Origin of the sequence: Lactobacillus sp. ESL0225, assembly GCF_003692905.1 — a bacterium.
In the GTDB taxonomy this organism is placed as follows: Bacteria; Bacillota; Bacilli; order Lactobacillales; family Lactobacillaceae; genus Lactobacillus; species Lactobacillus bombicola.
Window position 1 is genome coordinate 1 of sequence record NZ_REHK01000012.1, and the last position, 12,578, is coordinate 12,578.

A 12,578-nucleotide genomic window follows, 5' to 3' on the forward strand; every position below is an offset into this window, starting at 1 on the left:
GAACTTGGATAGGTTTACTTTGGCACTCGAAAATAGTCTAGTTAGCTTCCCACTAGCTCCTATAATCTGCTGTGTAGTAGCACCACCAGCTTTACCGAAAGCAAAAATTTCATTAGTTAATGCTTGAGTTTGCTTGATGTTACCGCCAGTGGCGTTGTAAATAGCTCTTTGTGCAGCTGTTACTTCGGCACCAGAAGTATTGGCTACACTCCTGATTTTACCTATTTCACCAACAAGCTCTTCGGCGCCCTTCTTACCTGCGCCTAAATGCTCCCAGGCTTCTTTTATTTCAGTACCAGCTTTAGCTAATTCAAAGCCTTTTTTCGCGGCACCCATTAAAGTTGAACCTAGTCCACTGATAGCACCAGTTACGGCTGTACCTATGGCTGAACCTTTAGCTATATCAGAGATTGAAGTCTTGGTTTCTTCGGCGGACTTTTTAGTCCCTAGTAATTTTGTTTTTAACTTGTCAAGGAAGCCTGTAGGTTGTGCTTGAGTAGTAGACTTAGCTAGTTCGTCCATCTGTTTTTTCGCATTAGCTAGACTAGTTGCTGTCTTATTAACCCTGATTTCTTGCTGACGATATGCGTCACTAGATTTACCACTTTCACTAGCTACTTTTGCTAACTCATTCTGCTGGATTGTTAACTGCTTGTTTAAATGGTCAACACTGTTTTTGTAACTTTCCAGTTGTTTAGCGTTGGCTTCCTCTGTTTTACCCTCCGCCTTTAGTCTGTCAATGTAAGACTGTTCAACGGCGACAGCTTGCTTATACCCCTTTTGTAAGTCTGCTAATCCAGAAGTGTAGTAGGACATGCCAGACTTAGCCTTGTCTAGTTGGCTAGTCTCTTTCTCAATTGCAGAATTGGCTTGTGTAATTGATTTTTGGAGGTCATAGTAGCGCTTTGTTCCCTTTTCAGTCGAGGTGTCTACTTCTGACTGTTGCTTTTTGAGTTCAGATAGTCTGGCTTTTTGTAACTCAATATCTTTCGACAGTCCCTTAATACGCTCTGATTGGGCTTTTTCACTGTCACCTGCTCTTTTAGCACTAGCTTCATTGGCTTTCCACTCTGCTGTGTTAGCTTTGACTGCGGCTGTAAGTGACTTGAAACTCTTAACAGCCCCTGAAACATCTAACCCAACTTGACTAGCCATATCATTTTGAAGTTTAACCATTATTTTTATCCTCCTTTCTTGTTTGCGAATCTTGATTTACGTAATTGCTTGATTGGGTCAATCAATTCAATTCTTTCTTCCTTCGGTCTTGCCTTCATAACGTCCAATAAGTCGTAATAGTCTTCATTTTTAGCTTGACTAGGTAGTATCCCCATTTCCGTAAACTGTTTGAGATTGAGTAACAAATCTTCCCTATTATTTTTCAAACTTGCTAGAGTCTGTCTTCTTTTGTTTGCCAATAGGGCTAGTCTTTTGGGTCTGATTTAGCCGCCTTATTTTCTAGCTCTTGCTTCTTTTGAGCGCTCTTGACTTCATCATCTGATAAGCCCTGTAATCTCATGACTAGATAGCCTAGTACCTCGCCAACATCTTCCATGCTTGAGTTTTTGCGGAAGTTAGCCATTTCTTCATCATTAATCTGTGTAAAATCTTGAATGAAGCCAAGCATATCCTTGAGCATTTTTAAAACATTTTTAGATGTAGTTAAGGCATCTTGTTCTGCATCCTGTGATTCAAGCATTTCAATGTTTAGCTCTTGTGAACGTAACATTAAGTCGACACTTGGCTTAACTTTGATTGTTCTATTAATGTGCATGAGTGGATTTAGGTCAATTTTGATTTTCATTTTTTACTCCTGTGTTATATAGGGCGATTCTAAGCTCTTTAAATTCTAAAAGATGAACAACTGTAAGTTAAACTGTCTTAAAATCGTTAATTTTTGAAAAAAAAGAAAAGCACCCACTAATAGTGAGTGCCTTTCTATATGTTTTTTAGTCGTTAGATTGAGGTGTAGGTGCGTTTAAGGATTGTGGTGCGTTAACTGCTTGCCATCCACCGCCAACTTCTTTCATTACCGCCGCCAAGTCGAAACCTTGTTCATCACTAAACCAGATTTTGTACGGTTCTTGGTGTGTGCTGTCATTAGGGTCAACGAACACCTTTGGGTCAAGTGGGTTCATTACACTTGCATTAAGAGTGGTGTCTGCATCCGCCTCAGTATTTGTATCGGTTGAGTGATTGCTTGCTTCCTCAACTACCTCAGTATTAGCCAAGCCTTCGTAACTATGAATGGTATTGTCTGCCAAACTGGTTGAAACAATAAGCATTGCAATGTGTGGCTTCTTTAATCCTTTGACAAATCCGCCTTTGCTGTCTTTTACATAGCCTTTCATTTTCATTAAAATATCGTGATTCAAGTCTAAGGCTGTCAATGCTACCTTGGGTTGAGCTTTACCGTAACTAACTCTTTTTACTGTATCATTAGCATACTGTTGGGTTCCTTCTACCTCTAAACCAGTGATATTAGCGGCTGTGAATCCTTCGCCTGTACCATTAGCTTCATACATACCATTCTGTGTTAAGCCTTTGTCTCCTGTAATAACTTTGCCATTGTCATCCAATGACCAGAAGTAAACTGTTTTTATACCGTGTGCACTCATATATCTATCTTCTCCTTTATATTGCTTGATTCTTTGTTACATATATTGTTTTTGTTATCTGTTGTGTGTCGGGGTCGGTTGTATGACTGCCTGATTGTTGGATTAACCAGCCCTTTTCTAGTAGCTGTTTCATTAAGTCAACCTCTGCCAACTGGATATTTACATCTGCATTAATTGACCAAAAAATCTGAACCTCTAGCGTTATCTGCCAACGCCCAATCTTTGCATTAGCCCAGCTGGCAGGTTGATTACTAGCTTCAGTAATGAACACAATGGTGTTGTCAATGTCGTTCATCTGGTCAAGGGACAAGTTGCTACAAACAATGTTGTCGGCTAATACCCATGAAAGATTAAGGGCTAGTATATCATCACGCAATTCATCAACTGGTAACTTCATTTGCCCTCAATCTCCTTCATCTTCTTTGCCATTGCTTCATAGACTTTTGGTTCTACCTCTTTGACTGTTGTATCGTACCAATGGTCGCCTTTTCTAAACTTGGTACCATCATTAAGAAATCGTGCTATATAGCCTTTTTTAGCGAATCCTACTGTTGTTTTACCATTGTGGTCGCCTGTAATATCGCCATCTTGAACATGTATATCGTCTGCTAAGTGTTCGTCCTTTGCTTTTGAATAATGTAGTTTTTTAGCTTTATCACTGATAGCGTTGGCTAATACCTCTGCACCAGCCTTAGTAATCTCCTCTTGCTCTTTAGCATCTGGTATCTTCTTTTGAACGTCTGCTAAAAACTGTTTAACCCATTCGTCATATTGCATTATTATTTACCTTTCTTTCTTAGGGTTATATAGTCATATGCAATGATTTTATTTGAATCGTCTGAGCTAATATTCACGATTGTGTATTGCTTCCCGTTATATTTAACAAGCATATCATTGGTAATTTTTGTGTTATGCCTGACTATAATGATTGGATTGTCTAACTGTTCTGGGGTAAGGGTTATCTGTTGGCTTATTGCACGGGTGTAAGGGGCACACCACAAAGTAAACATTGTGACAAATTGACTGATATTAGCCCCAGTATTAGGGTTATGCACCATTTTATTAGCCCCAAATTCTGCTTTTTTGTTGAGTGAGTAAGGCTGAATACTGTTAAGTGGCATGGTTATTAGCCTTTCCATATTTATGTTCTAAGGCAGATATAAGAGCATTAACTCCTTGACTCTCGCCTGCAGATAAGGTTCTGTCATAATATGACTGGGTAGCTAATGCTTTGATTGCGCTGGTATAAAGGGGGTCTGTAGTTAGTGCAGGGTTATCTAGGTCAGAAATTGCATGATTAACAACCGCTGTAGCTGTTGTTATAAGATTTGTAATTGTAGCTTCCTCTTCTGGGGTTTCATCAATATGCAATTCTGTCATTAGGTCTTTCGCTTGTACAGTCATTTATACACCACCCTTCTCTTGTATAATTGACCGCCACCATATATTGGTTACTGTTTATTTCTTTGGCGATTAATGTTTGTTGTAGCTATTTTGCTGCCTTGCCTGCTGGTGCAGATAAAGTGATTAACTTACCTGCATTTTGGTCTGCCACTTTGAAATCTGCACGAATATAGGATGCCAACTTAGTCCCGTAAATATCGTTGTCCACCCACTTAATTGCTGACTCATCCTTATAGGCTTCCAGTACGAAACTCTTAACATCTCCAAAGAATGCTTTAGCTCCACCGCCAAGTACATTATCTGGCACCGTAACTACTGGGTAGCCAAGCAATGACTTACCAGATGCTGCTGAAATTGAATCCTCAAATAAGTATCGCCCATTTCCATCCTTTAATTTGTCAATAAAAGCATAGCCAGATTCAGTAATCACAAAAGTCTTGTTTGCATAATTTGATAAGCCAATGTTTACTGCATCCTTGATTCCATCGGCGTCAGTTGCTGCTACTGCTGTTGCTGTCGCTAATTGTGTTCCTATTTTGTCTTGTTCAGTCAGACCTCTCATATCGGATAAGTATTGAGCTACAATTCCATTGATTTGTTCATAATCTGACAACATTTCATTACTTATTGGAATACTGCCAACATAAGTAGCTAATCTGTAGTCAACTTCGGCTATGCCCATTTTCGCTAATTCTGGATTTTTAGCTAATTCTTCTTTGGTTGCAAAACGTGCGTTACCTCGTTGGATAACTGGCAAACTACCAGCAGGAGAGCTAACAGCTACACGATTAACCAAGCCAGTTAAAACGTTAGCATCTTCTGGGACTTTCTGAGGGTCTAAAACTTGTTTTGGTACTAATACCTGACCTTCAACGTTAGTCGTAATGTTATCACGCACTGAACCGTGTGATTTTACGTAATCTGCAAAGCCACGTAATTGGGCTTCCTTGTCATTATTGATAGTAGTTGATTTGATTGTCTTCACTTTGGCTTCCTTCTTATTATTTAAACTTCTTACTTCTTCTGCATCATCTTCATCAGTATCATCAGTTACATCTGGTAATTCTTCGATTTCATCATCTGCCGAATCATTGTCTTCTTCGATTTCTTCTTCTGCTCGTGTGGCATCTTCTTTTTCAGCTAACACATCAATAAATTGTTGCATTTGATTGATTAAGCCGTTAAAATCTGGTAATTGTTTAGCTTCTTTGTTTTCTTCTGGTGCTTCTGTTTCAGTATTTTCTACTTCTTCTTTTTCTTCTTCGTTATCTCGTTTGTCTCTCTTTTTCAAGTTGTTATCTCCTTTTTTGTATTGTTGTAATGACCGTTGAATAGTAACTGATGTTTCTTGATATGCTGGCAATGTAACCAAACTAATCTCTGGCACATCTTCAATTCTATTAACTATATGAATCAGTGTGCCATCATCATCTTGTTGCCATTCGTCCCCGTTGTCGGCAATATCAAATCTGAATGAACAGCCTTTTATGTTTCCATTTTTAATATCTGTATACGTGTCATTGCCAAGTGTGGTATCTGGTAATGTGGCAACAAAAAAGAGCCCTTTATCATCAATTTTTGTCGATAATGTACTAGAGTCGGCTCGGGCTAGTATTGAGTTAAAATCATGACCATATAGCAACATCAATTGTGTCAAATCAACGTTATCTAAAGCATTAGGACTGATATACTCTATAAATCCCATATCTTCACTGGGTTGATTGAACACGACTGCATATCCACTAATCTCATGGTTGCCGTTTTCTAAATCTCGAACCTGTAGGTTGACTGTTCTTGTGCGTACATCAGTGTTAAATTTTGAGTTCATCTTCGGTAAATACACCTCGCTTCGTTAATAAATTTAAGGCTTGTTGTTGTGTAAGAACTGGTGTTTGCCCAGCTGTTAATTTTGCAATGTTATTAATAAGTTGTGACCCATCTCGGTCTATTGCTTGATTTATATCAAGTTCCAAAGTAGGTAACTGCAACTTCATTCTTAACTCTGAAACTATAGGGTCGATATATCTTGTAAGTGAGTTGACGTATAAGCTTTGTATCTGACTAACATTAGATTGATTGTCACTCTTATTTGGGCTTAGATAACTTGCAGGAATACCGAATGCTGTTGCTATTCTTCCTGCATCTGCATCTATCGCATTCAGAAACTTAGCTACATCTGCATTTATTTGAAGCTGGGACAAAGTAGCCGAATTATCCATTACTATTGTTGAGCCAGCATTATCGCCAGTGTATTGTGCTTCAAACTCGTTTCTTACTTCATCTTTCACCTTTGAATTTGTTTGGATTGGGAGGGTAATAATGTTTGAGGGAAGTATTGCTTTTTCTAATTGTTTGAGTGTTAGTCGGTCACTATTATCTGTGACTCTTAGTGTATTTGCTAAACTTTCAAGGGGGCTTACGCCAACAAAACGATTAAGTGCATTGTCTCCTTCACCCGTACACATGAGTCTTAGGTGTATCATCTCACTTGAGGGTACCTCTATATTGTGGCGATTATCGTCAAAATTTATTGTGTATGTAAGTTCTTGGCTATCATCAGATAAGTTAATCTGTACTTGACTAGTAGGTATTTGTTCTAATTTTATTGGAAGGTTATTTTTGTCACGACTGATAAGGAGGTAGGAATTACCCGTCAGTAAAAGTTGAGCGTATGCAGATTGCCAAAAGTTATAGGAGCTGATTAGATTGTTTGGAATATCAAGGATTTTTATGTAGGGAGGGAAATTTTTGAATCGACAACTGGCTATATCACTGGCAATTAAGGTTACTGCATTTAAAAACTCGGGGTTTTTGAGCGCCGTTGATACACTGACTAAACTGTTAGGCACAATCTTACCCCCAGAAATGCTAAAACTGGCATAACTATTGTTGCTGGGTATAGATTGCATACGTGTGTTTGTTGGTGTTATTGCATTAGTGAGGTCTCTGAGTATATTTATGGTGTTACACCTCCTTCTGCTGAGCCAATTAATATTGCTAAGACAATGAGACTTAATCCAGTTACAACTAACCCAACAATTAAGTTAATTAAAAAGCAGGCAATGTTAATGAATATAAGCCCAAAAATAAACAATATCATTGGCAAAAAATTGAAAAATTGCTTCATTTTATTTTTTATCCTTTCATCTTAAACACCTAGAGCTGTACGGTTTTTCGTGTATTTTTTAATAGCATATATTGATTTTTGATTATTAAATGCTATAATAAAGATATGAAGAAACCAAGATTTACCAGTTATAAGCGCCCTAATGGACACAACGAATTTGAAGAATTTTATTACCAGCTTCCTAAAAAGGACAAGCAAAAATTAATAGCAACAATTAAATCTATTCAAGATTTCGGGTTGATAATTGCAACTAGACAAGAATGGGTAAAAAAGTTGGATGAAAATATCTATGAAATTAGGTCTAAGGTTAGCTCAAATATACAACGGTGTTTGTACTTCCATGCTGACGCTAATCAATATATAATTACCCACGGCTTTACCAAGAAAACACAAAAAACACCTAAACGGGAAATTGACCATGCTAAGGTGATTAAATTGGAATATGATAAAGAAAAAGGAGAGTTAAAATAATGAGAAAAGATGCATTAATTGATGTAGATGATATTTTCACAAAAGATATGGAAAACCCAGAATTTAAATCTGGGGTTATCGCTGAATACAATAAGTTGGTTGCTTCTGTTGCGGTAAGGCAGGAGCGTGAACAATATGGCTGGACACAAAAAGACTTAGCTACAAAAGCTGGCATACCACAATCAACAGTTGCTCGCATAGAAAGCGGGGCAAACACCAGCATGGACACCATCTCTAAAATAGGTAATGCCTTTGGTAAGTCTGTAAAAATTAGTTTTTCGTAAAAAAATAAGAGCTGCTATTAGTAACAGCTCTTTTTATTTGCTTCGATTTAGCTGGTTATCTAGTTCCTTTTTAAATTGCTTGTCTTTTTTGATTCTTTCTTTTATATATGTGTCTAGTATGTTCATAGAATAGCCTCCAGTAGCTAATTCTTTTAAAAAAATTTTATTTTATCAACTTTTTATGTAGGTGTCCGTAACACTTGTGGCTGTGATATTTTGTATAATAAAATTGGATTAATTTAAAGTTAGCAAACTTCTATAGTTCTGCTATAATTGATGTTGTAGAAAAGTTTAAAAGGGTGTGGCTACCTGTCTCTAGAAAGGATGATGCCTATGGTGTCTACTATAGAAAGGTTAGCCAACTTATGGATGGTTACAAGGTAGCAACACTTATATTGCTATCAATTCAGTGTCTTGTTGCATTGTTGACTTATATCGACAAGCACTAACAAGGATATAATCAAAAATAAAAAAACGCCCTGACTAATGACTTGGAAACGGGCGTATTTTAAGTAAAAATATTGTCTGGTAACCATGCCCTTTGAAGGCAATTCTACCATTAAGGAGTCCTACTGACGATAGGACTTCTTTTTTTGTTTACAAAAATATTGTATCACATGTGGTAATAATTAAGTTAAAAATTTGGCAATTATTAATTTAAAAACTGAAATCATTGGTGTAAAAATCTGTAATCTGCTGTTGTGTCCAGCCAGCGAATGGGTTGTTTTTTGTGGGCTCTGGCTTATTTCTATTTGGGTCTACGAACCAATATATAGCCTCACTCATTGCGTTAATAATTGCGTCTACACAATCTATCTTCGCTGTCCTAACCTCTTTATCAATTTTCACGCCGTAATTATTTTCTGCAATTACGGCATTTGTCAAACTGTATTGCAAAATAGGGTCGTCTAACATGCTAATCCTATGCGTTTCAAAGGCTTTTCTCAATGCGTTAGTTGGGCTATCTAATGATAACGTTCCTTGTCTTAAGGGCACAAACTGTACTTCTGGTAACTGTCTCGCCCACCAATCAACTAATGTACTTGCACCGTATGCATCATAGACAAAGGCTTTAACGTGTAATTGATACTTCTGGATAAAATCTATAAACCAGTTACCTACTGTCTCCTCATCTATCTCGCCCCACTGATTTTTTGCAATATTACAGAAACCTTTACTTTCAGCATTTATGTAATTAATCCCATCTTTTTCGGACTTAAGCTCGATTGATTTTTGAGTTCTTGCCGTTGGTACAAAAGAATGTTGATATAAAAAATAATTTTTTTGTCCATCTTTTTCATGTGGAAAAACAAAAGCAAGTGCCGTATCATCTGAGAATCTAGACAAATCGAACCCTACATAACAATCACGTCCTGTCATATCAAACTCATCATTAGCAATTATTGCGGCTTGTATATCGTCAAGTTGCAGATAACGATTAACACTTGTTGCTAACCACATGTTAAGGTTTCTATTCTGAAACTTATATATTTCTCCAGACTTAGCCTGTTTATTTTTTTCATCTGTGAGCCCTTTTAATAATGTGTCATGTATACTCGGCAAGTCTAATAGTGGGTTTGATTTAACCCATGTGTCTGGTTTATCAGTCTCATCAATATTGTCTTGCTCCCAATCCAGCATAAGTGAGCTATCTTCTTCACGATTGTTGTCTTTTTGTAGTACCTCTAATAAACGTTTCTCATCTTGGTACATTGGGCAATTGCTATTACCGTATGCTGTTGATACTGCAATAGTCTGGTGGTTCTTTGTTTGAACTTGTCCAGATGTTATTTTAGCCATGCTGCCATTATCCCATTGGGGGTCACCGTACTCGTCAATAACAGCCAATAAAAAATGATAACTGTCAAATTGCCCTGAATTAGCTGTTAGTCGAATTAAGTTAGATAGTGTCTTTTTTGACTTAACTAGGTCATCATTAGTATCAATGCCTTGTTGCTTAATTAATTTTTTAAATCCTGCTGTCTCGCTTAGTAACCTAAAAGTCTGTCTTATATATCTCCACCCTTTTTTACTTTGTTTGTCAACTGGGGCACTATAAAGATTGTCTTGATTGTAGGAGTCTGGGTTCTCTATCAGAAAGTTATAAGCAAGCAAGATGTTGCTGACGTATGTTTTACCATTAGTTCTTGCCTCTGACAATAATACATAAGTAAATCGTTTTTGCTTATCTTGTTTTGCCCTCCAACCTTGAATTAGACAAAGTTGAAATTGTTGGAATAGCAATAATGGTATAGGTTTATTTGCGGATACGTCTGGGCACAATTTGGCAAAATTGAGTATTTCTCGGCATTTATCCAAATCGTAATAATAGTCAAAGTCGCTATTATCTGCTCTAACTAAGTCGTTTAAATGTCTGAAACATGCCAGTTGAATTTTGTAACATGCCATCTGATTATCTGTTAAAACTTTTATTGCGTATCTAGTTGCAGGGTCTTTATATTTGTTAATTACATCATTGAAGTAACCATCATTTAATAAGTGGTTAAATGTTGGCAATAATTTTGTGTCCCTCTTGGAAAAATCAAACTCTTGCACTTTTTGCCTTGATTTAGAAGTCATTATCGCCACCGCCTAGTATATCGGCTACATTTGTAGCATCATCATCTACATCAAGTGCGGTTAATTGGGCTCTAGCAGATGGGGACAAGCCTAGTTGGCTTCCTAAACTATTGATTTTTACACTGGCACTGTCAATACTCTTTAATGCTGGATTAGGTTTAAACCCCTGTTTGTCGTGTGCAATGATTTCACCACTTGAATTTTGCACTGATTTGATTATTTCAGTCTGTATGCCATTCTCATTTATAGCATCATATGACTCACGTAAAACTTGATAGTTAATACATAAAGCCTCAACCATCGCTCTGTCGGGCGTTTTGACAACCTTTGTACTGTTGAGAAATGGGACAATTTTTTGCCACATAGCACGGGCATAACTTTTTAGATAATTGGGTGGTGTAGTTGGCAGAGTATCCAGTCCTACAGTTTTCTCTAACATTTTTTCAGTTTTTTTGCGTTGCCTACTTGGAGCATTTTTGTCTGTTGTTAGTTTTGTTTTTCTCATTATTTTTTACTTCCTTTCTGTAAGTACCCCCCTATATCAACAAATCAAATCGCATTCTTTAAAAAAGAACCCAGCATATTGTGACCGCTCTTCTATCAGCCTTACGGGGGCGGGGGTTTTCACGATTTATTTTTTTGAACTTCATTTTTTTATAAAAAAATTTTATATAAATTTTTGAAAATTGATTTTTGATTTTTTGATTTTTAGTTTTGATTTTTCAATTTTGATTTGATTAATGTTGTAATCTTTATTCCAAATAATGTAAGCCCACTAATCCATAGCCCTATGTTTGTGGGTATCCCTATAAACGTCATTAGCCATGTTGCAATCAATATTACACCAACCCAAACAAGCAATTGTAATAGTGTGCCAAATAGTAGAACTGTTAGCCCTAATAATATTGCTAGTGTCACGCCTAATGTTGTCCCTAATGCTTTTATCAGATTCATTTATTATTAATCCTTCCTGTCTCTTATCCTTTTAATTCTCGTAGCCCATTCTTCTCTACTTATCTTTCTAAATTGTTGTCCTGCTTTATCTTTATATTTGTCGTCTAATTGTTTCTCTAGGTATTGCTTGATGCCATTGCACCTATTACAAAGTGTCCACAAATTATTAGGGGCTAATTGCCTGTTTATATCTCCGCAATACCTCCTTGGTGTTATATGGTCGGCTGTTAGTCTATTAACCTGATAATTGTTGCCACACACTTGGCAGGCATATAAGTCTCTCTGTAGTACATAGTTTCTTGCTCTCTGCCATTGTTGTGTGTGATAAAACCGATTAGCTTGTTTGTCTCTTTTAGTATTGTTGTAGTCTTTTTGACTTGCTAATTGTCTTGCCCTATTACTGGGTCTCTTTTTAGTTTTGTTTTTTATATCCTTATACTCCTTGCTAATTACCTTCCAATGTTTTGAGCAAAAGTGATTATCGTTATTAATCTTGGCATTGCACTTAGGGTAACTACAATGGTGGTATATATTTGTTGGCTTAAGGTTGTCTGTTAAGTTGTGTATCATAGTGATTACCTCTTCATTAATTACACAAATTTGTTAACGGAAAAAGGGCAGGTATATCCCTGTCCTGACTAATGTTCTAGTTTTATTCTCCATATTCCGACAATAATTGTTTGGCTAATTTAATAGCCTTTAGTTTGTCTTTAGCTGTTAAGTCCTTCTTATTATTAGTTGGTTTAGTTGTGTTAATAGTCTCATCATTAATCTGATTATTAGTCTCATTAAAGTTTTTTATTTTGTTTGCTGCCTTTTGTAGTGTATCTGGATTGTTTGGTTGCCAGTAGTGTTCTGATGGTTTTGCTTTGGTTACCTCGTCAGCCAGCACATTCCAGAAATTTGTGTAACTCCCATCTTCATTTTTTTGGCTCGCTGTCGTAATCTTACCTGTGACTATTACAGTGTCGCCTTTAGTTGGTTCGTAGTTACTTGCCACTGGTATATATGCGTGTACATCTTTACCTAATCGTGTTTTGTCATTTGTCCTTAAAGTCCATTTAAAAAGGTTACTCTTTAGTGGTTTAGGGTCTTGCATTACTGTGCCTACTAGTTGTACAAAGTTAATCTCTTTTTTCATGT

Annotated in this window: 17 protein-coding genes and 1 pseudogene; 2 read left to right on the forward strand and 16 right to left on the reverse strand. The window is 36.8% G+C overall.

Annotation, left to right across the window (positions count from 1 at the left end):
* The 11 genes and pseudogenes from F5ESL0225_RS08095 to F5ESL0225_RS08475 all read right to left on the reverse strand — a co-directional run.
* A pseudogene (locus F5ESL0225_RS08095) lies at positions 1-1,176 on the reverse strand (peptidase M23); the annotation flags it as partial.
* A gap of 5 nt (positions 1,177-1,181) precedes the next feature.
* Positions 1,182-1,415, reverse strand: a complete 234-nt coding sequence (locus F5ESL0225_RS08100) for a hypothetical protein (protein ID WP_122048237.1) — start codon at positions 1,413-1,415, stop codon at positions 1,182-1,184.
* Between the two features lie 5 nt (positions 1,416-1,420).
* Positions 1,421-1,801: a phage tail tube assembly chaperone gene (locus F5ESL0225_RS08105; RefSeq protein WP_122048238.1), complete on the reverse strand. Its 381-nt coding sequence runs from the start codon at positions 1,799-1,801 to the stop codon at positions 1,421-1,423.
* A 145-nt stretch (positions 1,802-1,946) separates the two neighbouring features.
* Positions 1,947-2,615 carry a phage tail protein gene (locus F5ESL0225_RS08110; RefSeq protein WP_122048239.1) on the reverse strand — a complete coding sequence of 223 codons (669 nt, stop codon included), beginning with the start codon at positions 2,613-2,615 and terminating at the stop codon, positions 1,947-1,949.
* Positions 2,616-2,631: 16 nt separating this feature from the next.
* Complete coding sequence (locus F5ESL0225_RS08115) at positions 2,632-3,012, reverse strand: DUF806 family protein (RefSeq protein ID WP_122048240.1); 381 nt, start codon at positions 3,010-3,012, stop codon at positions 2,632-2,634.
* Positions 3,009-3,392: an HK97-gp10 family putative phage morphogenesis protein gene (locus F5ESL0225_RS08120; RefSeq protein ID WP_122048241.1), complete on the reverse strand. Its 384-nt coding sequence runs from the start codon at positions 3,390-3,392 to the stop codon at positions 3,009-3,011. The genes F5ESL0225_RS08115 and F5ESL0225_RS08120 overlap by 4 nt, the downstream gene beginning before the upstream one ends.
* A 2-nt stretch (positions 3,393-3,394) precedes the next feature.
* On the reverse strand, positions 3,395-3,736 hold the full coding sequence (locus tag F5ESL0225_RS08125; RefSeq protein WP_158592412.1) for a phage head closure protein: 342 nt from the start codon (positions 3,734-3,736) through the stop codon (positions 3,395-3,397).
* Positions 3,726-4,019: a head-tail connector protein gene (locus tag F5ESL0225_RS08130; RefSeq protein WP_122048243.1), complete on the reverse strand. Its 294-nt coding sequence runs from the start codon at positions 4,017-4,019 to the stop codon at positions 3,726-3,728. Before F5ESL0225_RS08130 ends, F5ESL0225_RS08125 begins: the two co-directional genes overlap by 11 nt.
* 85 nt (positions 4,020-4,104) lie before the next feature.
* Positions 4,105-5,847, reverse strand: coding sequence for a phage major capsid protein (locus F5ESL0225_RS08135; RefSeq protein ID WP_122048244.1), 1,743 nt, complete (start codon positions 5,845-5,847; stop codon positions 4,105-4,107).
* Positions 5,831-6,868: a phage portal protein gene (locus F5ESL0225_RS08140; protein ID WP_158592413.1), complete on the reverse strand. Its 1,038-nt coding sequence runs from the start codon at positions 6,866-6,868 to the stop codon at positions 5,831-5,833. The genes F5ESL0225_RS08135 and F5ESL0225_RS08140 overlap by 17 nt, the downstream gene beginning before the upstream one ends.
* Positions 6,869-6,975: 107 nt before the next feature.
* Positions 6,976-7,146: a hypothetical protein gene (locus tag F5ESL0225_RS08475; protein WP_233554112.1), complete on the reverse strand. Its 171-nt coding sequence runs from the start codon at positions 7,144-7,146 to the stop codon at positions 6,976-6,978.
* Between the two features lie 105 nt (positions 7,147-7,251).
* Here F5ESL0225_RS08475 and F5ESL0225_RS08145 point away from each other — a divergent pair, with 105 nt between their 5' ends.
* Both F5ESL0225_RS08145 and F5ESL0225_RS08150 read left to right on the forward strand, forming a co-directional pair.
* Positions 7,252-7,617 carry a type II toxin-antitoxin system RelE/ParE family toxin gene (locus F5ESL0225_RS08145; RefSeq protein ID WP_122048246.1) on the forward strand — a complete coding sequence of 122 codons (366 nt, stop codon included), beginning with the start codon at positions 7,252-7,254 and terminating at the stop codon, positions 7,615-7,617.
* Positions 7,617-7,901, forward strand: a complete 285-nt coding sequence (locus tag F5ESL0225_RS08150; protein ID WP_122048247.1) for a helix-turn-helix transcriptional regulator — start codon at positions 7,617-7,619, stop codon at positions 7,899-7,901. Before F5ESL0225_RS08145 ends, F5ESL0225_RS08150 begins: the two co-directional genes overlap by 1 nt.
* A 657-nt stretch (positions 7,902-8,558) precedes the next feature.
* Here the strand turns inward: F5ESL0225_RS08150 and F5ESL0225_RS08155 are convergent.
* From F5ESL0225_RS08155 to F5ESL0225_RS08175, 5 genes are all read right to left on the reverse strand, one after another.
* Positions 8,559-10,481 carry a terminase TerL endonuclease subunit gene (locus F5ESL0225_RS08155; protein WP_122048248.1) on the reverse strand — a complete coding sequence of 641 codons (1,923 nt, stop codon included), beginning with the start codon at positions 10,479-10,481 and terminating at the stop codon, positions 8,559-8,561.
* Positions 10,471-10,986, reverse strand: coding sequence for a phage terminase small subunit P27 family (locus tag F5ESL0225_RS08160; protein WP_233554113.1), 516 nt, complete (start codon positions 10,984-10,986; stop codon positions 10,471-10,473). Before F5ESL0225_RS08160 ends, F5ESL0225_RS08155 begins: the two co-directional genes overlap by 11 nt.
* 203 nt (positions 10,987-11,189) lie before the next feature.
* Positions 11,190-11,435, reverse strand: coding sequence for a hypothetical protein (locus F5ESL0225_RS08165; protein WP_122048249.1), 246 nt, complete (start codon positions 11,433-11,435; stop codon positions 11,190-11,192).
* 6 nt (positions 11,436-11,441) lie between these two features.
* Positions 11,442-12,005 carry an HNH endonuclease gene (locus F5ESL0225_RS08580; RefSeq protein WP_122048250.1) on the reverse strand — a complete coding sequence of 188 codons (564 nt, stop codon included), beginning with the start codon at positions 12,003-12,005 and terminating at the stop codon, positions 11,442-11,444.
* Positions 12,006-12,087: 82 nt separating this feature from the next.
* Positions 12,088-12,576 (reverse strand): hypothetical protein, encoded by a 489-nt coding sequence (locus tag F5ESL0225_RS08175; RefSeq protein WP_122048251.1) that lies wholly within the window; start codon positions 12,574-12,576, stop codon positions 12,088-12,090.
* Positions 12,577-12,578: the final 2 nt, after the last annotated feature.